This is a genomic window from Nitrobacter sp. Nb-311A, from assembly GCF_000152905.1.
In the GTDB taxonomy this organism is placed as follows: Bacteria; Pseudomonadota; Alphaproteobacteria; order Rhizobiales; family Xanthobacteraceae; genus Nitrobacter.
The window spans coordinates 80,657-103,089 of sequence record NZ_AAMY01000013.1 but is presented as its reverse complement, the minus strand read 5'-3'; the positions used below and the strand labels follow the sequence as shown (position 1 = coordinate 103,089).

The window sequence follows — 22,433 nt, the reverse complement described above, 5'->3', positions numbered from 1 at the left end:
GTTCACTGCTCCACCGCGATCAGTTCCCGAAGTTCTTCGGCATCGAATTCCTGTTCGATCAACCTGATCGATACGACGCGCGCAAACGCGGCGAGTTCTGGATGCGCGAACAGATCCGAGATCGGTATGGAGACGCCGAATTCCTGCGACACCAAACTCAGCACCCGCACGGCAAGCAGCGAGTGCCCGCCGAGCTCGAAGAAGTGGTCGTTACGCCCGATCCTCTCGACGTCGAGTATTTCGGACCACATCCTCGCCAATGCGATTTCGACGTCGTCCTCAGGCGCTTCATAGCGACGACACGCCAGCATGCCCTCATGCGGTTTCGGCAATGCTTTCCGGTCGATTTTCCCGTTGCGGGAAAGCGGCAATTGCTCGAGCACGACGATCGTCGCGGGCACCATGTAATCCGGCAACACGGCGGCCAACGCGTCGCGTAACGCCGCACCGTCCAAGGTCGGATCGCCGCTCGCATAGGCGACCAAATGGCGTCCCGTCTTGCTATCCTGCGCCACCACGGCCGCGGCGCGCACGCCGCGCTGCTCGATCAGGCAAGCCTCGATCTCCCCAAGTTCGATGCGGAAACCGCGGATTTTGACCTGCTGGTCGGCTCGACCGACATAGTCGATCACACCATCATCGCGCCATCGCGCAAGATCTCCGGTCCGGTACAGGCGGTCGCCGTTAGCGCCGAAGGGATCCGGAATGAACCGTTCCGCAGTCATCGCACTCCGGTTCAGATAACCGCGAGCCAGTCCGGCACCACCGATGAACAACTCGCCCGTGACACCGGCGGGAACGACATTGAGGTCGGCATCGAGAATGTAGGCGGTTCTGGCGCCAACCGGCCGTCCGATCGGCGCAGTCTGCCCGGGCTGCAACGTTGCCTCGTCAACGACCCAAGCGGTCGGCGCGATCACCGTCTCAGTCGGACCATAGGCATTGATCAGAAGGTCGGCATCGACTGTCTCACGAACCGCCTTGATCCCGGTCTCCGACCAGGCTTCGCCACCGACGATGCATGCCCTGATCGAGAGCTTTCGTCCGCTCTGCCGCAATGCCGCGCTCAACTGATCCGCATAGGCGGGCGGTAAGAATATCGTCGTGACCGAGCTTCGCTCGATCTCGTAAACGAGATCGTCGATCAGCAGGCCCGGCCGGGAAGGCAAAACCAGTGACCCGCCCGCCATCAACGGCGCCAGCCAGCGCTCGTGCGCGATGTCAAAGTTGATGGACGCGGTCTGAAACTCCCGATCTCGCGGCGTCATGCGGTAAAGCCGGCTGATCGCCTCGCAATGCATGGCAAGCGGACCATGCGCGACAGCCACACCCTTCGGCGTACCCGTCGACCCCGACGTGTAGATCACATAGGCCAAGCTATCCGGATGAATTTCGATATTCAGATTGCCGGTGTCCTCTCCGGCAAAGAGCGACGGCCGATCGATGCAGAGAGTCTCGACAGCGATCTCATCCAGCACCGGCGAAAGCGACTTGAGCTGTTCGCTTTCCGTCAGGACGAGCCGCGCCCCGCTGTCGCGCAGCATGTGGACGAGTCGTTCGGCCGGATAATCCGGATCGAGCGGAAGATAGGCAGCACCTGCCTTCAGGACCGCAAGCAGCGCGACCATCGTTTCCGGGCTGCGCGCCAAAGCGATGCCAACCAGGCAATCCGGCCCGATATCCTGGGCATGAAGCCACCTGGCAAGCTGGTTAGCTCTGCTGTTCAATTCGCCGTAGCTGAGGTGCCGATCGCGCCAGATAACGGCGACAGACGAGCACGCTTGCGCCGCCTGCGCCTCTATGTGCGCGACGACGCCAATAGAGGAGGCGGGCGGCGGCGGCTGTGCAGCGCCGCTCCAGTTGAGAACCATGGTTTCATAGCCAGCCGCCGATCCAAGTCGCCCGAGGGAACCGCCTGCGTCGAATGCGATCTGCTCCAGTAATCCGAGCAGCATGTCACGAAGGCGCTGAATGGTTGCCCCATCGAACTGGGCCCGATCGTAGTTGAATTCGAGATTGAGGCGGTCGTTCCCCGCGAACACGGCCACCGCCAACGCAAAGTTGGTGGGGGTGACATGATCCACGCGCCCCAGGCGCGGGCCACTCTCTCCGGCCTGCAGCAGGTCTTCCTCGATCGGATAGTTCTCAAACACCAGGATGCTGTCGAATAATGTTTGCCCGCCGCGGCCCGCGAAGCGCTGGATCTCGTAGAGCGGCGTCCAGCCGTGCTCGCGCAGGACGAGGTTCTGCTCCTGTAGCCGGCGCAGCCAATCTCCCACCTGCGTTTGCGGGCTCGGTGCATCGACGATCGGCAGTGTGTTGATGAACAGGCCGACCGTCTCTTCGGCACCGGGAAGCTCTTCCGGACGGCCGGATACGGTCACGCCAAAACAGACCGCGAACTGTCCCGAAAGACGCCGCAACAGTTGCGCCCACGCAGCCTGAATGACCGTATTGAGAGTCACCCGCTCGCGTTTCGCGAGCGACTTCAGTGACCAGGTCAGTTCTGCATTCACCGCAAGCACAGTGCTGGCGTGCCCCAGGTCGTCCGACGCCTTGTTCGTGACCACCGCATTCGCCAGCAGAGTGGGCGTTTCGAGTTCGGCCAATGCGCCGCGCCAGAACCGTTCTGCGCTTGCGGAATCACGCCCCTGAAGCCATGCGATGTAATCGCGATAGCTACCCTGCGCCGCTGGCAGGACGCCATCTCTCACATGCTGGAGGACCTCAGCAACCAGCCGCGCCGAACTCCAGCCATCGGCAAGAATATGGTGGTGGGTCCAGATGAGCCAATGGCGCTTGTCGTCAAGATGGATCAGGCGCACGCGCTGCAATGGAGCCTGCGCAAGGTCGAATCCTTTCTCGCGTTCCTGCCGGGATACTTCGGCGAGCGCGGCATCCAGCTCCGCACGTTTGTCGCCGCGTTCGAGCCCGACCGCTCGCTGCCGCCAATCCTCTTCAATGAACGGCACCGCCGCATGACGATACACCACCTGCTGAGCGGCACCCGCGAGACTCCGCCACATAAAGCCTGTCCGCAACGCGGCGTGCCGGTCGCTGACCGCTTGCCATGCCATCCGGAGCTTTCCGGCGTCGAAGCCGAGTAGTTCAATTCCGACCTGATTTACATAGGCATCGTTGCCGCCATCACGGAGAGCGTGGAACAGCATGCCCTGCTGCATCGGCGAGAGGGGATAGATGTCCTGGATGTTGCGCGCATCCAGCGCAACTCCCAACTGGTCGAGATCGACCTGCCGCAGTCCGGACAACGCGACATCAGACGGGGTGAGGCCAGACACGCCGCTACAGCAATGAGCTGCCAACTCCCGTAACGCTGTCTCGTAAAGCCTCGTCAATCGTTCGATTGTCGCGCGGCGATAGCGCTTGCGGCCATATTCAAAGGACAATCGCAGCCGGCCGTCACGCACCAGACCATTGATCGTCAACCACCCTCTCATGGGACCAGAAGCGCAACGAGACGGACCCGGACTCTCCGGAGCAAATGAAAAACGCGACGATTCCCCCACGCTGCTATCGAAACGGCCGAGATAATTGAAAACGATCCGCGGCTCCGCCACTCGCTCCAGGACACGACGCTGTTCGTCCGAGCCGAGATAGCGCAACACACCATAGCCAAGTCCGTGGTTCGGGATAGCGCGAAGCTTCTCCTTGACCGCCTTGATCAGAGAGGCGTCGTCGCCCCCGCCTTGCAACCGCACGGGGAATGCCGTGGTGAACCACCCGACCGTTCGGGAAACATCCGCTCCCGAGAAGATGTCTTCGCGGCCGTGGCCTTCAAGCTCGACCGTCACATCCTCACATCCGCTCCAGCGCGAGACGGCTCTTGCAAGGCCCGCCAGCATCAGATCGTTGACCCGCGTCCGATAGGCGGCGGGCGCCTCCTCTAACAAGCTCGATGTCAGGTCGGGGTCGAGAACGAGAGACACTTCCTCGGTGTCTCCTACAAGGTCGACAACCCCATGATTGTCATCGCAAGGAAGAGCTGAGCCCGCCTCGCAATCGAGCCATAAAGATAGTTCGGAAGCCAGTTCCGCGGAGGCCGCGTAGGCGTGCAGACGTTCGCTCCATGATGCATAAGAGTCGCTCTTCGGCGCCAGTTCGAGGGCATCGCCTTTCTCAAGCTGCTCATAAGCTGAAGCCAGGTCTTCAAGAAGGATACGCCAGGATACGCCGTCGACCACCAGATGATGGATCGCGAGTAGAAGCCGCTGGCTGCCATCGGCAAGGTCCATGCCGACGGCGCGCAATAGAGGACCTGACGACAACGACAGGCTCTTCTGCGCGGCGGAAGCAAGCGCGGTCACCTGTTTGGCGTCACCGACACCGGCATGTGTCCATAATAAATCCGACGGCGCCGGTGAGATATCCTTCTCTGCCCTCCACCCGCCATGCACCTGCTTGAACCGCAAGCGCAACGCGTCATGGTGCTCCGCGACCGCCGTTAACGCGCGCCGCAGCACATCCCAGTTCATCCGCGCTTGCGGAATCAACAACACCGCCTGATTCCAATGATTCCGGTTACCGATTTTCGCGGAAAAGAAACGGTTCTGGATCGGAAGCAGATGACGCATGCTAGTTGCCGGATCGTTGCCGATCCGCGAACCGTGCTTTTCCTTTCCGGCGACAGAATCCGTCGTGACAACCGCGACCGCGGCGAGGCTGGCTATCGTCTGCTGGCCGAAGATCTGCTTCGGCGTCACGCGAACGCCCCGCTTACGCAAACGCGCAACGATCTGCAGGCTCAGAATGGAATCGCCGCCAAGCTCGAAGAAATTGTCATTACGGCCGACGCGCTCGCGCCCCAGGACTTCACGCCAGACTTCCGCGATCGTCGCCTCGGTATCTCCGGCGGGCTCGGCATAGGTCGAGAGGACGGCACTTCCCGCCGTTTCGGGCAGGGCTTTGCGGTCGATCTTGCCGTTGGATGTCAGCGGCAGCCGCTCCAACACAATCATATGGGATGGCACCATATAATCGGGCACGATTGCTGAAAGCTGGCGCTTGACCGCTTCCGCTTCCAGAGTCACGCCGTCACCGGGCACGCAATATGCAACGAGTTCCTGCCGTCCCGCCTGCCCGTCGATGCTGCGAGCGATAACAACAGCGTCATTGATTCCCGGCAGCGCCTTAAGGGCGCGGCCGACTTCGTCAGGCTCGACGCGGTAGCCGCGTAGCTTGATCTGGTCATCGCTGCGGCCGATAAAGATCAGCCGGCCCGCTCGATCACAACGGACGCGATCACCCGTCCGATAAAGCCGATCTCCGGCTCGACCGAACGGATCCGGCACAAATTGTTCTGCGGTCAAGCCTGCAGCACCGCGATAACCTCGCGCGACGCCCGCACCTCCGATATACAATTCTCCTGTAACTCCGATCGGCACTTCATTGAGGGAGTTATCAAGAACATGAACGCGCAGATTGGCGAGCGGTAAGCCGATCGGGACCGGCTCGTTCTTATGTACCGAGACACATTCATGGGTCACGACGCCGACGGTCGTTTCTGTCGGTCCGTAGTGATTGATAATCCGGCAATGCGGACGCAAACGCCGGACTTCATCGAGCAGCATCGCGTCACAGGCTTCTCCGCCCAGAACGAGCGTTTCACACGGCAGCAGATCGGCGGAGCGCCGCGCCTGCAACAAACCGCGCAGATGGCTCGGCACGATCTTGAGGACTCCAACCTTTTCTTCTCCCACGGCTTGCGCGAATGCATCCGGATCGAGCACCGCCTCCGGAGACAAAAGGTTCAGTGTCGTTCCAGACGCAAGCGCGCCGAACAGCACCGTGTGACCCAGATCAGCCGCCACGGTCGAGACCATCGCCATGCTGGCCGAGGATTGCGGCTGCAACCTTTGCAAGAAAGCCTGCACATAGTTGGCGAGCGCACCATGCGGGACGGCGACGCCCTTCGGCGTTCCGGTCGACCCGGACGTATAGATAACATAAGCAGTTTGCGCCGGATGAATTACCGTTTCCGGCGGACTATCCGATATTGCCTGGTTCGTCGTTTCAGCGTTCGCGTCAATCACGACACAATCGAGCACGTGGGATTCTGTCAGCTTCTCGGCGGCCGCAAGCAGGATTTCGATGTGCCCCTCGTTGAGAATGCGCCTGACGCGTTCCAGCGGCCATTTTGGATCAAGCGGCACGTAAGCAGCGCCTGCCTTCAGCACGCCAAGCAACGTGACAACGAAGGCCGGCGAGCGCTCTATCCACAGAGCGACCGCCACCTCGCGTGTCACACCGCGGGCGATCAGCATGTTCGCAACACGATTCGATTTCTTCTCAAGGTCAGCGAATGTCAGCGTCTCGTCCCCGCATCGAACCGCAACTGCGGCGTCTTCGCCGGACGTCGAGGCACGATGGAGCCTCACCACATCGTCAAATTCAAACGTTGTGGGCTGCGACGCCAACACCTGCCGATTCGCATCATCAATGACGAAGTCTGATATTCGTCTCTCTACGTCATCAACGATCTGGCGCAACATCGAACCAAACTGCACGGTAAATCGTTCGATCGTGGGTCGATCGAAAAGGTCGGTCGCGTAGTTGAAGGTCGCTTTCATACCAAACGGGCTATCGACCACATCGAGCGCCAGGTCGAAGTGAGAACCCGCGAGATCCATGATTTCGATATCGGCCGAGAGTCCGTCGACGCCGTTGAAGCCGCGCGGGGCCGTCATATAATTGAACTTCGCCTGAAACAGCGGGTTGTGGCCACCGTTACGTTCAGGACGCAGGCTATCGACCAGCATTTCAAAGGGCAGGTCCTGGTGCGACAGCGCTTGGATTACCGTTTCCTTGACCTGTCGGAGCAAGCTCGTGAAGCTTGTGTCATCGACGATCTCCGCGCGCAGCACCAGTGTGTTGACGAAACATCCAATCAGGCGTTCGAGCTCCGCTTGCTGGCGTCCCGCGACCGGCACACCGATCCGCAAATCGTTCTGTCCGCAATAGCGATAGAGCAGCAGCTGATAGGCGGCGAGCATCAGCATGAAGACGCTTGCGCGATTCTCTGCGGCAATCTTCCGAAGCCGCGCGGCCAGCATGCCGTCGATCGCAAGGCCGACCGTATCTCCGCCATGACTTTGCGTCATCGGCCTCGGGCGATCGTGCGGCAACGCCAGCAGCGGATGCACGTCACCCAGTTTCGTACGCCAATATTCGAGTTGGCGGTCGCCCTCGCCTTCCGCCAACCAGTTTCGCTGCCAGATAGCAAAATCGGCATACTGAACCGCCGGCACCGGCGGCAGGTCAACCTCCTCCCCGAGCGCGCTTCGGTAGAGACCGGACAACTCTTGAAGCAAGACATCAAGCGACCAGCCATCGACAACGATGTGATGGGCAAGCAGCAGCAGTTCGTGTGTGTCATCCGCGAGTTGAAGTAATATGGCCCGAAATAGCGGTCCGTTCACAAGATCGAACGGCCTGGCGAGTTCGGATCGTCTTATCGCAGCCGCACGGGCATCGCGGATGTTCGCCGGATAGGCGCGAAGATCCTCGTGCCTGTTGTCAACGTTCATTGCATCGTGAATGACTTGCGTTGCCCGGCCCTCGATTGCAACGAATGTGGTGCGCAGCGCCTCGTGACGACAAACGATCTGATCGATCGCGCCTCTTAGGGCGGCATGGTCGAGCTTTCCGTTCAGCCTGATCGTGCTTGCGACCGTATAGGCGGTCCCTGCCGGATCCATATTCCACAGGAACCACAACCGTTCCTGCGCATGCGACAACGTCGTGCGGTCGGCCGATGCGGCCTTGGGAATCGACGGCGACGGACGGAAGCGGTTTTGCGCCAAACTCTCGATGTGTTTTGCAAATCCAGCAAGCGTCGGCGCGTCGAAAAAACTGCGCAGCTCCAGTTCAACGCCGAAACGTTCGCGGATCGCAGAAGCGACCTGACCGGCCTTGAGCGAGTTTCCTCCCAGGACGAAGAAATCATCCTCGCAATGCACGGCTTTTAGGTCGAGCGCATCGCACCAGATCAAAGATACGGCGCGCTCGGTGTCGGTCACAGGCGCCGTTAAAGGTGCGCCATCACGGCGGCGCCCTCTCTCGAACACCATGAAGCTATCAAGCGTGTTGCTGGCCAATCGCGCCGCGCAGGCCGAACGCTGAAGTTTTCCGCTGGTCGTCAGCGGCATGGCTCGCGGATTCAACAGAACGATCACGGCCGGATATTCCTGCGCCTGCCGAAGTACGGCCTGCCCGATCGCTTCCGCCAGCACTTCAGGATCTTCGCCCTTGAGAACAGCTCGGCTGAATTCCGCCGCGACCCCGATGCCTTCCTGTCCGTCCGCCTCGACCGCGAAAGCAGCGACCCTTCCTCTGCGAACCGACTCCACATCGGCTTCGACCGCCTGTTCAACATCAGTCGGATAGATATTCTGTCCTCGCACGATCAGAACATCCTTGAGACGGCCAGCGACCACCAATGCGCCGTCACGAATGAAGCCGAGGTCACCTGTGCGCAGCCAACGGGCGCCATCGCGCTCCACGAACACCTGACGCGTGGCATCCGGGTTATTCCAATATCCGAGCGTAACGCTGGGACCGGTCACCCAGATCTCACCGACTTCGTCCATCTCTGCTGCAGCTGATCCGTCCACCCGCATGATGCGCGTTGCATGATCGGCGGGAGGTCGACCGCACGCCACGAGGTCAGTCCCCTTGCTTGCGCAAGCAACGACGCCTGTGGCGAGTTTCGCAGTGTCGAGCGTGTAGCTGATAGTCTCCGCGGTACCGTCACTCGCTGTTACCAGCAGCGTCGCCTCGGCCAGACCATAACAAGCATTTAACGCATGCCGATTGAACCCGGCCCGCGCGAATCGATCACAAAACCTCCGCACGGTGGTATGGCGGACAAACTCCGACCCGGAGAATGCGAATCTCCATCGACTCAGATCCAAACGGTCGATGATTTCATCCGAAATACGATCGGTACACAGAGCAAAAGCGAAATCAGGCCCGCCGCTCAAAGTGCCGCCGTGGCGATCGATAGCTTCGAGCCAGCGCCGCGGCCGTTCAAGAAAGTTACGCGGCGACATCAGAACGCCGGTAAAGCCTGTAAACAATGGATTCAGGAGTCCGCCGATCAGCCCCATGTCGTGATATAGCGGCAGCCAACTCACGAAAACATCATCGAGCGTCCCGCCTGCGGCGGCTTCGATGGCACGTTCGTTGGCCACGAGGTTTCCATGCGAGACGCAAACGCCCTTTGGCTGCGATGTCGATCCGGACGTATATTGCAGGAACGCGACTGCGTCCGTTGCGAGCTTGGTCTCGCGCCAGTCCGCGGCTGGTTCCGTCAAAAGTGAGTCCACAGCGATGATCTGAACGTTTGTCAGTTCAGGAAAAGCCGCCTCGACAAGAGAACAGAGGCCGGATTCCACCAGGATGAAACGAGGCGCTGCGTCACGCAAAATACCATTGAGGCGTCCGGCATAGCGCGCTGAGCTTTCCTCGGGCGGGTACGCCGGAACAGCGATCACCCCAGAATACAGACAGGCATAGAAAGCGACGACGTAGTTGATTCCGCTCGGCAGCAGTATCACCGCGCGCTCCCCGGCGCCGCCTAACTGCTGCAACCGCGCTGCGACCGACCTTATCCGCTCGTCGAGCTCCGCAAATGTGAGTTCCTCGGCGACACCATCCTGCTCCAGAAAACGTAGCGCCACCTTATCCGGCCGGCGCGCGACGTGCTCCCGCAATCGTTCGACAAGGTTGTCATCTTTCATCTTCTCGAATCCCTGTCGGTTTCGGTCAGAAATCTCACCATGCGCTACGACGAATGCGAGCAATCAGCTTTGCGGATTAGCTTCCGCCATCGCGACAATCACCTTGCGCGGCCCCTTGAAGGGTACGCGGGCGTGAGCCGTGAGCATGTTATCGAGCATCACAACGTCGCCTGCTTGCCATGGAAAGCTGATCTTGTGCTTGTCGAGCGTGGCACGAACGGCAGACAACGTTTCGTCGTCAATTCTCGAACCGTCACCATAGAAGGCATTGCGCGGCAGATGCATCTCGTCGCCGACAACGTCGAGCAAGCTCTCGCGCACTTCGGGATCAAGATTGGAGACGTGAAACAAATGCGCTTGATTAAACCAGACCCATTCTCCCGTCACCGGATGGCGCGCGGTACCCTGACAGACCTGGCGGGTGCGAAGCTCGCCGCCATCCATCCATTCGCATTCGATATCATGATCGGCGCAGTACGCTTCGACTTCCGCTTGGGAGTCGGTTCCGAACACGTTCTGCCAATCGACGTCGAGACCATTGCCGTAATTGCGCACATACATCACTCCCTTATCGGCAAAGCGTTCACGAATGTCCGCCGGCATATCGTTATAAATGGCGCGGCTATCAGCAATCGGCGTCTCCCCGCCTTCCAGCGCGGGTTGCATGCAATAGAACCAAATCTTCATCGGCCAATCGCGCGTGTAGGCCTGTTCGTTATGTAACGGAATATGCTGGTGGGGCGGATATTCAGTAGAAGTGTAGACGCCGGAAGTGACCTGCGAACGCGGCGTCGAACCGAATTCGTATGTGAGCAGAGGGTGCCCGAACCCCGCGGCGAAAGCACGAAATGCATCAGGACCGTTCAGAGAGAAATCACGAAACACGATGCCACCGCAATCGGTCAGATGTCTGTCGATGATCGACCGCAGCATAGGAAGCACCTCGTCCAACGATTGTCCCACTTCCTCTGCCTTAAGCAGTAAAGGAAGGCGCCGACCATCAATGAGTGGCTGAATGGAGAATGCGCTCATACTCGTCACTCCGATGTGAATTAGCCGATCGTCCTGATTGTGCCGCCAGCGCGGATCCGATGAGATCGATCAACTCGGCCTGCCGCGTGTGAATGAAGAAGTGATGCCCCGGCAATACGTCCATCCGGAACGATGCCGAAGTTTCCTGCTCCCAGGCCCGCAGGCCCTCGTTGCTGGTCTCGTCATCGGCCCCGCCAAACACATGCAGGGAGCAAGGCAAACGGGGCCGCATCCCATAAACGTAGGCACCACACATCATGAAATCGGCGCGCAACACCGGCAGCACCGATTGCATCAACTCCATATTCGAGAGCACCTCGTCAGGAGTACCCCGAAGACGGCGCAACTCCTGCAACAGCGCCTCATCGTTCAAAGGAAGACGCCACTTGCTGTTGTCCCGAACCGCCGGCGCTTCCGCGCCCGATGCGAAAAGGACGGCTGGCGCCCTCGCGCCGCGGTCGAGCAGATTGTGAACCAGTTCAAATGCGATAATCGCGCCGAGGCTATGGCCGAACACTGCATAAGGAACATCGAGATGCGCGCCGAGCTCGTCGGCGAGTTGCGCAGCCAGCGTGTGAGGATTGGTTGCCAACGCCTCATCCATCCGCGCGCCGCGCCCAGGCCATTCGACAGGCCAGACATCGATCCACGACGGCAGAAGCCTGCGCCAGCGCGCATAGCACATCGCGCTTCCGCCAGAGTAAGGCAGACACAGAAGCCGCATAGGTTGAATTGGCTCGCTAGTTACGCTGATTTTGTGACGGCGCTTCGTCCATGAATTTTCGCAAACTCAAGGGACGCATATCGGTCCACACCTGTTCGATGTAGTCGAGGCATTCCTTCTTGCTGCCGGTCTTGCCTACCTCTTTCCAGCCGGCGGGGACGTCTTTGAACGTCGGCCAGATGGAATATTGCTCTTCATCATTGATCACGACAGCAAATGTCACATCGTCTCTATCAAACACCATCACGGCCCGGCCTCCTTGTTCAGAAAACGAAAGCGACGATGTTTGACTAAGTCAGAAGCAGAGGCCGGTCAAAGCAATACCGACGAGAGTATTTTTTAATGTCTCAAAACTGATGATGGGAACATTCACACTCGCCATCACTGTGGCGAAAAAAGATAACAATAGGGCGAAGTTTAATTTTAACTGCGATAACTTTTTGACGCCATGCGCGTCCGTCGCAGAAAGGTCACGATCACATTCGCGGCTGATTGAACTGCGCTGAACCAGACTCCAGCCTTTTTTGATCGAGCATGATCTTATCCGAAAAGCCGGTTTCCGCTTTTGGGGATCATGCTCTTAAGTGATGATCGCGACCGAGTTTGAAAGGCGATCCTCTTCTTGAACGCCATGGATTCAAGGACCAGAGCGACTGAGAACAGGGCTACTGATCATAGCTCGAGCCGAGAGAGAAAAACAGAAAGCGGAAATTTTGAATCAGAAATCGTAGCCTGAGTTTCAGAGATCGCCGGGGCGATCATTCTGATACCAACTGCTTCGCTCAAGACAGCGAACTGCATCAAACCAAGGCGCGCTTCCGCCGGACACATTATGGCTGTTCAGCCGCCTGGCGTAAGCGCCATCGAAAACATTCTCTTTTTTCTTTGGTGCTCGCCGGCTCGGACGCGCGCACCGCTTTATCCGGGCCGGCCGAGGTTCTCAAGCTGGTTATCGCTCGTCATATAGCGCAAACAACGACAAGCGGGCTCAGCTCACCGCGCTGCCGTCGGATGATCCAACCGAACGCTTCTCCATCGCTGATCTTCGGATGAAGATCGGCTCAGGCGGAGGCAAACCGATAACCGAGAGGAGCAAGCTGAGATCAGCAGGATCGAAGCCGGGTGCTCGCTGAAGGATATGGTGGACGCGACGTGGGCGCCACGCCGCACCTGCTCACAACCTTCGCTGCCTCTATGCATCAAACGCTGGAGATACAGCTATAAGCCGAGAGACGCTCTATAGCGTTTTCGAGCGAGGCATGCCTCGGGCTTAACCCGAGGACGGATATCGTTTCGCGTGAAAAAACGCACCAAAACAACTGGAGCTTCGCTTCTGATTCAGCCAGAAGCGAAAATGCTCTAGAAGTTGAAGGTCGTCGAGACCAGGTAGGTCCGGGGAGCTGCAAGCGTGATAACCCCGCTATATGCCGATGCCCAGTAAGCCTGATTTGCGACGTTTTGTACCATGGCCCGGACAATAATCGGCTTCCCGTTCCAGGGCGAATCAAAGGTGTATCGCGCTCCCAGATCGACCCGTGTCCAGTCAGGTATCGTCAGCGTGTTTGTGACATTCGCATATTGCGTGCCGGTATAGATGACCCTGCCGGTCACGGTGAGGCCGCGCACGAAGGGTGTATCCCATTCCGCACCGATATTCGCTGTGATCGCAGGAACGCCGACTGCTTTCTTTCCGTCGTTGATCCCGTTTTGCGTCCTTTCCTGCACACCGTCGATCAAAGCGGCGCCGCCGAGAACGCGGATGGCGGGAGTGATCTCTCCGAATACATTGAGTTCCATGCCGCGGTTACGCTGTATACCGTTGAGTTCCTGAGTCTGATTCCCGAGCGTACCGACAGTGATGATGCTCCGCTGACTGATATCGAAATAGCTCAGCGTTGCCGTGATCCGGCCGGCGTCGAACTTTATGCCGCCCTCGGCTTGCTGGGTTGGTGTTGGCGGGAATACGGTCCCGGCATTCGCAAAAATACCGGGCACCACAACGGGTGTCTGCAGACCTTCGATATAGTTTGCATAGAGCGAGATGCGTTCGACCGGCTTGACAACAATCGCATAGGCCGGGGTCCACACTGACGTGCTTTGCTCCGGCCGGCTCGTGCCCGGCCCCGTCAAAACCATCACACCCGAGCCGGCGGTCTGGTGACGAGCGCCAACGGTGAACTGCACCCGGTCGTTCAGCATCGACATGGTATCGGATAGGCCGATGCTCGACAGCCTGACGCCGGTTACCTGGCTGAGAGCTAATGCATTGAAGTTGGCGGGCGCCGGTATGTTGGTCGGTTCGGTGTAGAGGTTCCAGGCAATTAGACCCGCTGCGCCAAGGTTCTGATTGTAGCTCCGATCGTTGACCGAGTAGTTGATATTCATCAAGTGATGAATAGGCCCGGTATCGACGTTCGCCCGGATACCAGTCGTGCCCGCGAAGGTCTCGAACGTCTCCTTGCCACGACCCGGCCGCCCAATGAGATCCCCCGCACCATTGACGATGTTGGGTGACGGATAGAGATAGTTGATGTTGCTGTCGTGATAACCGAACACGGCATAGGCGGTCATCCAGTCGGTTAAATCGACCTCTCCTTCTACAGTGGTGAAGAAGTCCGTGGGCGCATAATAGGCCCACGGAACCTGGAAATTGAGGCCAGGTTTCGGCGGCTGAGGAATGGCCGTCGTCGCGCCAAGCCCGAAGAATCGCATAGGCGGCCTCAGATTATCCGCCTGATAGCCGACATCGAAAGCCGCGCGCACCCTTTCGCCCCGATAATCAACCCCGAGGACGACGTTTCCAAACTCGTCCGTCTGCCGATTCCACGGTGTATTGCCGTTCGAGTAGGTGCTGTTCAGCCTGACGCCCCACTCCTTGTGTTCGCCGTACCGCCGGCCGAGGTCGACATTTGCTCCGAACTGCGATTGGGAAACATAAGTCCCCGTTATTCGCGTGATGTCGAGGTCGGTCGCATGTTTGCTGATCAAATTGATGGTGCCGCCGACCGCCCCGCCGCTGGTGGCGCCGGTGCCGCCGACGGTCATGCCGTTGAGCAGAGCGCTCGGTCCCTTGAGGACTTCGACGCGCTCGACGAAATTGGCCCTGGTGGAGTAGTACGGCGCGATTCCGTAGAGCCCGTTCAGGCCGTAATCGCCGCTGTCATAGTAGAAACCCCGGATAAAGACACCATCGGCGCCGCCGCCGGCTGCTTGAATCGTCCTGACTGAAGGATCGTTATCAAGCACGTCGCGAATCGTCCGCGCCTGCTGGTTTTCTATGAGTTGAGACGTATAGCTTGTCTGATTGAACGGCGTGTCCATCACGCTGCGGTTGCCGAGCATTCCCAGGCTCGCGCCCGTTGCAACCTGGCCACCGGCATATACCGGCGGCACGGTGCCGACTGTCCCGGTCGAAGGCACCATGAAAGGGACAGGCGCCGCCTGGCGCGGCGCCGGCGCGGCGACTTGTCTCCGGACCGGACTGGCCGTTCGGGTTCGTGACCGCTTGACCGACTGTCGTGCTTTCGGCTTGGGCGCGACGATAGTTACAGGCGGCAGGTTGGATTGCTGCGCGAGCGCTGGTCGAATATCGCCCGATGAATCCACGGAAACGACAAAATAGCTCACTGCTCCCAGCGACGCTATGCTCACAATAGTTTTAGCCGAGAGTTCTCGCATCGTCCCCGCCCCTAATTCCCTTAAAAATTCCGTTAAAAGTGATCCCCAGCGGCTCCTAACACAGGAACTGATTCTTGCGAACGAATCATAGGCTAGAAGCCATCTAAAAGTGTACGGTGCATCGCGACTGAGGTTTTCTCACAACACTTCAGGACGAACGCCGTCCCGGGCGACGGATTGCTGCGGCTCGATACAGTCGCCGCCGCATTCTGAAACGAAGTTTACGCGGCTCGCCAATGAACTATGGTCCGGAGACGATGAGAGCTTCAGCTGAACCGCCCCGGGTTTGCCGGAGGCCGTTTGGTTTAAGTTATGCCGCCATGGCCGATTGTTCCAGCATGGCGTAGTAGCGTTGCTCGGCTTCGGCGGGCGGGATGTTTCCGATGGGCTCCAAGAGCCGTCGGTTGTTGAACCAATCGACCCATTCCAGCGTTGCGAACTCGACGGCCTCGAAGCTACGCCACGGTCCGCGTCGGTGGATCACCTCAGCTTTGTAGAGGCCGTTGATGGTTTCGGCGAGAGCATTATCGTAGGAATCGCCGACACTGCCGACAGACGGCTCGATGCCAGCTTCAGCCAGGCGCTCGGTGTACTTGATGGATACGTACTGACTTCCTCTGTCGCTGTGGTGTACGAGCCCGCCGCGATGGACCGGCCGTCGATCGTGCAGGGCTTGCTCCAGCGCATCGAGCACGAAGCCGGCGTGCGCCGAACGTGATGCCCGCCAGCCGACGATCCTGCGGGCATAGGCGTCGATGACGAAGGCGACATAGATGAAGCCGGTCCAGGTGGCAACATAGGTGAAGTCGGAGAGCCAAAGCGCATTCGGCCTCGACGCCTTGAACTGGCGGTTGACGTGATCCAGCGGGCATGGCGCCGCCTTGTCGCCGATCGTGGTCCTGACCGACTTGCCGCGGATAACACCGTGCAAGCCCATGGTCCGCATCAATCGTGACACCGTACAACGGGCGATATCGAAGCCTTCGCGCTTGAGTTGCCGCCAGATCTTGCGCACGCCATAGACGCGGAAGTTCTCATCGAAGACGCGCCGGACCTCGATCTTCAGGATGACATCCTGCCTGGCGCGCGCCGACAGCTTGGCGGGATCACGCCGTTTGGCGACATGGGCATGATAGGTCGAGGGGGCGATCGACAGAACCTTGCAGATCGGCTCGACCCCATGCGCCGCGCGATGATCGTCGATGAAGGCGATCATGGCTTGGACCGGCGGTCGAGCTCCGCCGTCGCAAAATAAGCGCTTGCCTTGCGCAGAATCTCATTGGCTTGCCGAAGCTCGCGGTTCTCACGCTCAAGCGCCTTCAGCTTCTCCGCCACGTCCGTTGGGACGCCTGCTCGCTTGCCGCTGTCGATCTCCGCCTTCTTCACCCATTCCAGCAGGGTATGGCCGGAACAGCCAATCTTGGGGGCTATCGCCTCAATCGCAGCCCAGCGGGACGGATACTCGCTGCCGTGATCCAAAACCATTCGAACCGCTCGGGCCCGAACCTCCGGTGAAAACTTGTTCGTCGTCTTGCTTGTCATGGCTCCATCCTCTCAGGAGTTGGAGCCTCCGGCAAACCCGGGGCGGTTCAAGCCGCTTTCAGGTGAGGCCCGCAAGCGGGTCCTCCCTTTGAAGATCTGCAGCGTGAATGTCTTGAATATAAAGGCGAAACGCATCCCTGCGGGGTCGCTCGCGGAAATGACCGAGACTACTGACCCGCCGCTTTCACCGCGGCTGCAAAGCGAAGCGCGCACAAGCGAGCGCGGGAGGGAATTCGGCCGATCGGGTAGCCATCGGAGAGAGCGCTCCGCGGAACGCCCCATTTTGTGCATGGGCTTGTGAACGGGAGGCCCAATCACCCGTCCGCTAAAACCAGCAAGTCTACCGCAAGACCCTTACACGCGCAAGTTGCGGCGAGATCTTAAGACATGCCGCCAAGACAATAAAATCCCGGCCGCCCATTAGCGGAGCGGTGATTGAGCGCCGACCGCATCGACCCTGATCGCGGCTGCGAAGAACCACTGCATCTTCTGATGAACCCCGATTGCCCTGTCGACACTCGACGCAAATGTTGGGTAACAACGTGAGCCGGATGAAACGAAAAGCTACGAACCGCTAGGAAGACGCCAGTGGCACCCGCGCAATTCTCGACCTATTATTCCGCCCTGCGGTTCCTGGCGCGGTGCATGCGATATCGTTACCGGACGGAAAAACTCCAGCTCCAAACGCTGATGCGGCTCGATCTAAGCGGCGCCACCGTTCTCGATATCGGAGCCAACAAGGGCATTTATTGCTTCTGGATGTCTCGCGCGGTGGGCAGGCTTGGCCGGGTGATCGCCTTCGAGCCGCAGCCAGAAATGAACGTAGCGATCAGCCGGCTCAAGTCGATCTTCAAATGGCGCAACATGAGGGTGCTAAATGTCGCCCTTTCCAGCGTTGATGGTGTGGCTGTCCTTGCGCGCCAGAGGGTGGGAGACGGCAGCGCCTCACTGCAACCCTCGCGCCGTAACGTCGCCAACGAAACCCTGATGGTCGCCACTACGAAGCTGGACACCATCGATATGGACTTCAGCAATCTCAGATTCATCAAGTGCGACGTCGAGGGGCATGAGCACGACGTCTTCCGCGGTGCCGAGCACACCATCCGCCGCTATCGGCCGGTAGTGCAGTTCGAGGCCACACCATCCGAAGCGCAAGGCGTTTTCGATTTCTTTATCGGGCTCGGGTATTTCGGCGTCATGATGTTGGGCAACCGATACTTGAACTATTTAAGCCGCGAGGCACATTACAAATTTGGCAATGGCGGCCATCGCGACTTTCTGTTCTTCCCGCCGGAGGCGATCGGCACGACGATCGGCCCGAACATCTATAATCAGTTTCCCGAAGAGGCATCTCGTCGTGGCTAAAGATCAGTTCGTGGGCTTGGCAGTCATTGCCATTGGAGCCCTGCTCGGATGTCTCCTTGGGTATAATCTCTCAAAGCGACAACAACCACAATCCGGTGAGGACCGCTGCTCTTAAGCCCCATGGCAGACGTCGACCGTGATGAGATGATACGTGGATCACGTTCATCACTCGCGCTTTAATGCGACATAAAAACAGGAACGGTCATCGCCGATAGCATACCGCGCGTCGCTCCTCCGAAGACAAATTCACGCAAGCGAGAGTGTCCATAGCCGCCCATCACAAGCAGGCTCGTCGAACCGCCAGCAATATGCCTCAAAATGGTATTCGCAACATCCATATCAACGGCTGGTATCGTTTCCACCCTGACTTTGATATCGTGTCGAGCGAGATGCTGACCGATAACGGTGCCACGAAGCACCTGCTCATTAGCGGTCTTTTCATCTTCGACGATAAGCAGCTCGACGGTGCTGGCTCTTTTCAGAAACGGCAACGCATCATTGATGGCGCGCGCAGCGGTGCGACTTCCATCCCAACAGCACACAACCTTCTCGAGCTTCAACGCCTCCTGCTGAACGTTTGGAACGATGATGAGCGGCCGGCCGGAATCAAAGAGCGTTGTTTCGATAAGAATGCTGTTGTTGACGCCCTTATGATCATCGGATTGCATGACGACACTGAGATCAAAACACCGCGCCATTTCCGAGAACGTCTTAGACGTTCCTGAAACGAGACGCGGTTCGGCTGAGAGATTGCCACGTTTCATGGCCAGTTTGAAACGCTCAATCGCGCCACGTGCCTCTGCCTCGCTCGCGGCAAACAGATCCTCAAGAGCCTCGGCGGGAATGTTCGCTTCAAAGTTAAATATAACCGCCGTCAGATGGGCGGAAAAAACTTCCGCTATCGAAGCGGCAAAATCCCGGACGATATCCCGCGAGGGGTCGCGTTCCAGATGAAGAATAATGTCTTTAAGCATATAACTCGCTCCCCAATCCGAATACCCGTCGCGAGACCACGATATCGAAAATCACGGACGGTTGAAAGCTTCAAACCGTCAAAGGTTTTCGTGCGGCACCTTGGCATCCTGTCGAAAGCATGAACGGTCCTTCCGAAATGGCTCATCGTCTTACCGGTAGCAAAATATTAGAGGCCCGGACGACACGCCGCCAGTAGCGAATGCGAGACTTCGCGGATAAATGTATCGTTTCTGACTTTTCCTGCGACCAGTTCGGATCGATCAATCCTCGCCGGTCCCTCCGTGCGGGAACCAGTGCATGCCGAGGTCATGTCGTGAGGACTCTGATAATCGACAACTACGATTCATTCACCTACAATCTGGTGCACTTGATCGCCGAAATAAACCAGGAAGAGCCCCTGGTCGTCCGCAACGATGCGACGACATGGGACGAACTCTCCCGAAGGCCATTCGATAATATCATCATCTCGCCGGGCCCGGGACGACCCGACCGGGCGGCGGATTTCGGCTTATCCCAGGCCGCGATCGAAGCGGCCGCTTTGCCCTTGCTCGGCGTATGTTTGGGACATCAGGGCCTTGCCCTCGCGTCAGGCGCGTCCCTGGCACGGGCTCCCTCTCTCGTTCATGGGCGCACATCCAGAATCGTGCATCAGGCGTCCGGCCTCTTCGCAGGCATGCCACCATTGTTCAGTGCGGCCCGCTATCATTCTTTTGTTGTCCAGCGTCCTCTCCCGCCCGCTCTTGAGGAAATTGCCTGGACCGAAGATGGCCTCGTCATGGGGATCGCGCGTCACGGGCGGCCGCAATGGGGCGTGCAATTCCATCCGGAATCGTTTCTCACAGAAAACGGCCGGATCTTACTGCGAAACTTTCGCGACCTTTCGTTTCGCTGCACGGGACGAACCTCGACGCCACCGCCCGCACGGGCGGACAAGCAGCGCGCTGCGCCGCCAGCTACGACGACCCGCAAAGCATTCTGGCTCGAAATCCCGCGCGCGATTGACACCGAGACGGTGTTCTGTTCGCTCTTTGCCGATCAGCCCTTCGCCTTTTGGCTCGACAGCAATCTTGGGGGGACTCCGCTCTCACGATGGTCGTACATGGGAGATGCGACAGGGCCACATGCGCAGACGGTACAGTATCGCAGCGCTGACAGGATGACCCTTGTCGACGATGCTCGTGGCCACCGGACCGAAAACGTCGATATATTCGCGTATCTTCAAAGGGAGCATTCGGGCCGGCCGCAATCGGCGCCGCCATGTCCTTTTGTCGGCGGTCATGTCGGGTGGTTCGGCTACGAGCTGCGACATGATTGCGGCTCGCCGACCACGAGGCGGGCTGTAACTCCCGACGCTTTGTGGATCCGTTCGGACAGGTTCATCGCCGTCGATCACCGCGAGGGGAAAACGTATGTATGTGCGATCGATAGTCCCGATGAAGCCGCTCGCGCGCAGCATTGGATACGCTCTACACTCAAGCGGATCGAATCGGCGAAGCGCCCGCCCCTGAATTTCCCTTACGCGACCGACCGCGATCCTCTCGCATTCCTCATGAAAGATGGAAGAGAGAGCTATCTCTCCAAGGTCGCTCGCTGTCTCGACTTGATCGCGCAAGGGGAGACGTATCAGGTCTGTTTGACTAGCGAGCTTTCCTGCGCTGCCACAGTCGAGCCCCTGCGGGTTTATCGTGCAGTGCGAAACGTCAACCCCGCTCCGTTTGCGGCTTTTCTCAAATGGCCCGGCGGAGCCGTCCTAAGCGCTTCGCCCGAACGTTTTCTTGCAGTCGATACAGACCGCAACATCGAAGCAAAGCCGATCAAGGGAACGATCCGGCGCGCCACCGATCCGCTTGAAGACCAGAAACTGGCCGAAATACTGCGGGCTGGTCGAAAGAACCGGGCGGAGAACGGAATGATCGTCGATCTCCTGCGTCACGATCTATCGCGCTGTTGCGAGACCGGGAGCGTATCGGTGCGAAGCTTGTTTAACGTCGAAACATATCAGACCGTCCACCAACTGGTAAGTACGATACGCGGTACTTTGAAGCCGGAGTATACGCTGATCGACGTGTTGCGTAGCGGCGCATTTCCAGGCGGATCGATGACGGGAACGCCGAAATCCCGCACCCTTGAATTGATCGATCAGTTGGAGCAGCGCGCCCGCGGCATCTATTCCGGCTCACTTGGGTGGCTGGGTGATGATGGCGCTGCTGATCTGAGTATCGTGATCCGATCCATCGTGCTGGCCGATGGACGATTCTCTATCGGCGTCGGAGGCGGAGTGGTTGCGGAATCCACGCCCGAGGGAGAATTCGAGGAGATGCTCTTGAAGGCTGAGGCTTCGATCAAATCAATCGTCCTCGCCACATTTGGAAGCTTTAGCGAACGTCAATATCGTCTGGCGGAGCCTGGCGATAGAATGGCTCAAAACTAAGAAGAAAGATCGTGGAGGAAACTCCAGCGTCAGATGGTCCGGCAGATCGAAAACGACATCGAAGCGACGGAGACCGCCGCTACAACTCCAAAGCCGGTTCTTACGAAAATGACGGTTCCTCGACTTGAACCCTTTGATGAGAAGACATCATGGGCAGCGATCAATCCATCGAGACTCTGATTGTAATCAAAGCACTTCTATTTTGTGAACCGAAAAGCAGCTTGTGTGAACTATCGATGACAGCGGTCCAACAACACACCGAATTTCATCATTTTCAAACAATGGGGCAAAGACACATCAAGAGTCGCGCCTTGAGATTTGCCTTCGTGGTCTGCACGGACACCACGGCGCACATATTGAGGAATTGCAATGAGGACAGGTTCGAATGGTGAATATCCCGCATCCCAGGGTTGCCTTTGGTGATTTGCCTGATCAGTTCAAAACCGATGCAGACGAGGTCAGGCTCCCTCGGAAGACGCTGGCCGGACTTCTTGATTTGTATATCTCTTCCTGGGACTTCGACGAGGATTGGTATCTCACGACTTACCCCGACATAGCGGCCGCCGTCAGCAGCACCCGGTTTCCATCAGGATGGGCGCACTTCAGATCGGTAGGATATCTCGAGGGGCGGCTCGGTTCTCCGACGATTGTAGATAGCGAATGGTACCTTGAGACCTATCCCGACGTCGCTCAAGCAATGCTGGAGGGAAAGATAGCCAGTGCCGCGGAGCACTTCGAGAACTTTGGATACGCGGAAGGCAGGTTGCCGTCGAAACCTGGCGTTGACGCGAGGTGGTATGCACGCCGTTACATGCATGTTCGCAAGCAGGATCAGGATGAAGAGGAAAAACACGCGCATGAAGATTTTGTCAGGCGTGGCTATCGCGGGTTGGCGCTCCCCGCTCCGCCTCGCTGAGTTTTTTTGAGG

At 58.6% G+C, this 22,433-nt stretch carries 10 protein-coding genes and 1 other annotated feature; of the genes, 3 read left to right on the top strand and 7 right to left on the bottom strand.

The features are described from left to right. Window positions 1–2: 2 nt before the first annotated feature. The 6 genes from NB311A_RS06875 to NB311A_RS06850 all read right to left on the bottom strand — a co-directional run bounded on the left by NB311A_RS06875 (window position 3) and on the right by NB311A_RS06850 (window position 16,734). Window positions 3–9,758: a non-ribosomal peptide synthetase gene (locus NB311A_RS06875; protein ID WP_040674198.1), complete on the bottom strand. Its 9,756-nt coding sequence runs from the start codon at window positions 9,756–9,758 to the stop codon at window positions 3–5. Window positions 9,759–9,821: 63 nt separating this feature from the next. Further along, window positions 9,822–10,790 (bottom strand): TauD/TfdA family dioxygenase, encoded by a 969-nt coding sequence (locus NB311A_RS06870; protein ID WP_050752075.1) that lies wholly within the window; start codon window positions 10,788–10,790, stop codon window positions 9,822–9,824. Continuing rightward, complete coding sequence (locus tag NB311A_RS06865; protein WP_083780398.1) at window positions 10,759–11,514, bottom strand: thioesterase II family protein; 756 nt, start codon at window positions 11,512–11,514, stop codon at window positions 10,759–10,761. The genes NB311A_RS06870 and NB311A_RS06865 overlap by 32 nt, the downstream gene beginning before the upstream one ends. 16 nt (window positions 11,515–11,530) lie before the next feature. After that, a complete protein-coding gene (locus tag NB311A_RS06860) occupies window positions 11,531–11,758 on the bottom strand; it encodes an MbtH family protein (protein WP_009797775.1) in 228 nt (75 codons plus the stop codon). 1,115 nt (window positions 11,759–12,873) lie between these two features. Then, on the bottom strand, window positions 12,874–15,192 hold the full coding sequence (locus NB311A_RS06855; protein ID WP_040674169.1) for a TonB-dependent siderophore receptor: 2,319 nt from the start codon (window positions 15,190–15,192) through the stop codon (window positions 12,874–12,876). Window positions 15,193–15,502: 310 nt separating this feature from the next. After that, a protein-coding gene (locus tag NB311A_RS06850) for an IS3 family transposase (protein WP_086008680.1) occupies window positions 15,503–16,734 on the bottom strand; the annotation gives its coding sequence in 2 pieces (ribosomal slippage) (window positions 15,503–16,443 and window positions 16,443–16,734; 1,233 coding nt in all). Then, window positions 16,334–16,450: a sequence feature (AL1L pseudoknot), on the bottom strand. Its footprint overlaps the gene before it by 117 nt. Window positions 16,735–17,379: 645 nt before the next feature. Here NB311A_RS06850 and NB311A_RS06840 point away from each other — a divergent pair. Further along, complete coding sequence (locus NB311A_RS06840) at window positions 17,380–18,099, top strand: FkbM family methyltransferase (RefSeq protein WP_009797772.1); 720 nt, start codon at window positions 17,380–17,382, stop codon at window positions 18,097–18,099. 176 nt (window positions 18,100–18,275) lie between these two features. Here the strand turns inward: NB311A_RS06840 and NB311A_RS06835 are convergent, their stop codons facing one another. Next, window positions 18,276–19,073, bottom strand: a complete 798-nt coding sequence (locus tag NB311A_RS06835; protein ID WP_009797771.1) for a universal stress protein — start codon at window positions 19,071–19,073, stop codon at window positions 18,276–18,278. A gap of 314 nt (window positions 19,074–19,387) precedes the next feature. Between NB311A_RS06835 and pabB the strand changes: the two genes are divergently transcribed. Continuing rightward, a complete protein-coding gene (pabB, locus tag NB311A_RS06830; protein WP_009797770.1) occupies window positions 19,388–21,505 on the top strand; it encodes an aminodeoxychorismate synthase component I in 2,118 nt (705 codons plus the stop codon). A 385-nt stretch (window positions 21,506–21,890) separates the two neighbouring features. Then, complete coding sequence (locus NB311A_RS19630; RefSeq protein WP_009797768.1) at window positions 21,891–22,421, top strand: hypothetical protein; 531 nt, start codon at window positions 21,891–21,893, stop codon at window positions 22,419–22,421. Window positions 22,422–22,433: the final 12 nt, after the last annotated feature.

Excerpts from the sequence above, each read along its gene's own strand:
- NB311A_RS06875 (WP_040674198.1), bottom strand. The coding sequence starts at position 9,758 with ATGAAAGATGACAACCTTGTCGAACGATTGCGGGAGCACGTCGCGCGC.
- NB311A_RS06870 (WP_050752075.1), bottom strand. The coding sequence starts at position 10,790 with ATGAGCGCATTCTCCATTCAGCCACTCATTGATGGTCGGCGCCTTCCT.
- NB311A_RS06865 (WP_083780398.1), bottom strand. The coding sequence starts at position 11,514 with ATGCGGCTTCTGTGTCTGCCTTACTCTGGCGGAAGCGCGATGTGCTAT.
- NB311A_RS06860 (WP_009797775.1), bottom strand. The coding sequence starts at position 11,758 with ATGGTGTTTGATAGAGACGATGTGACATTTGCTGTCGTGATCAATGAT.
- NB311A_RS06855 (WP_040674169.1), bottom strand. The coding sequence starts at position 15,192 with ATGCGAGAACTCTCGGCTAAAACTATTGTGAGCATAGCGTCGCTGGGA.
- NB311A_RS06840 (WP_009797772.1), top strand. The coding sequence starts at position 17,380 with ATGCGATATCGTTACCGGACGGAAAAACTCCAGCTCCAAACGCTGATG.
- NB311A_RS06835 (WP_009797771.1), bottom strand. The coding sequence starts at position 19,073 with ATGCTTAAAGACATTATTCTTCATCTGGAACGCGACCCCTCGCGGGAT.
- NB311A_RS19630 (WP_009797768.1), top strand. The coding sequence starts at position 21,891 with ATGGTGAATATCCCGCATCCCAGGGTTGCCTTTGGTGATTTGCCTGAT.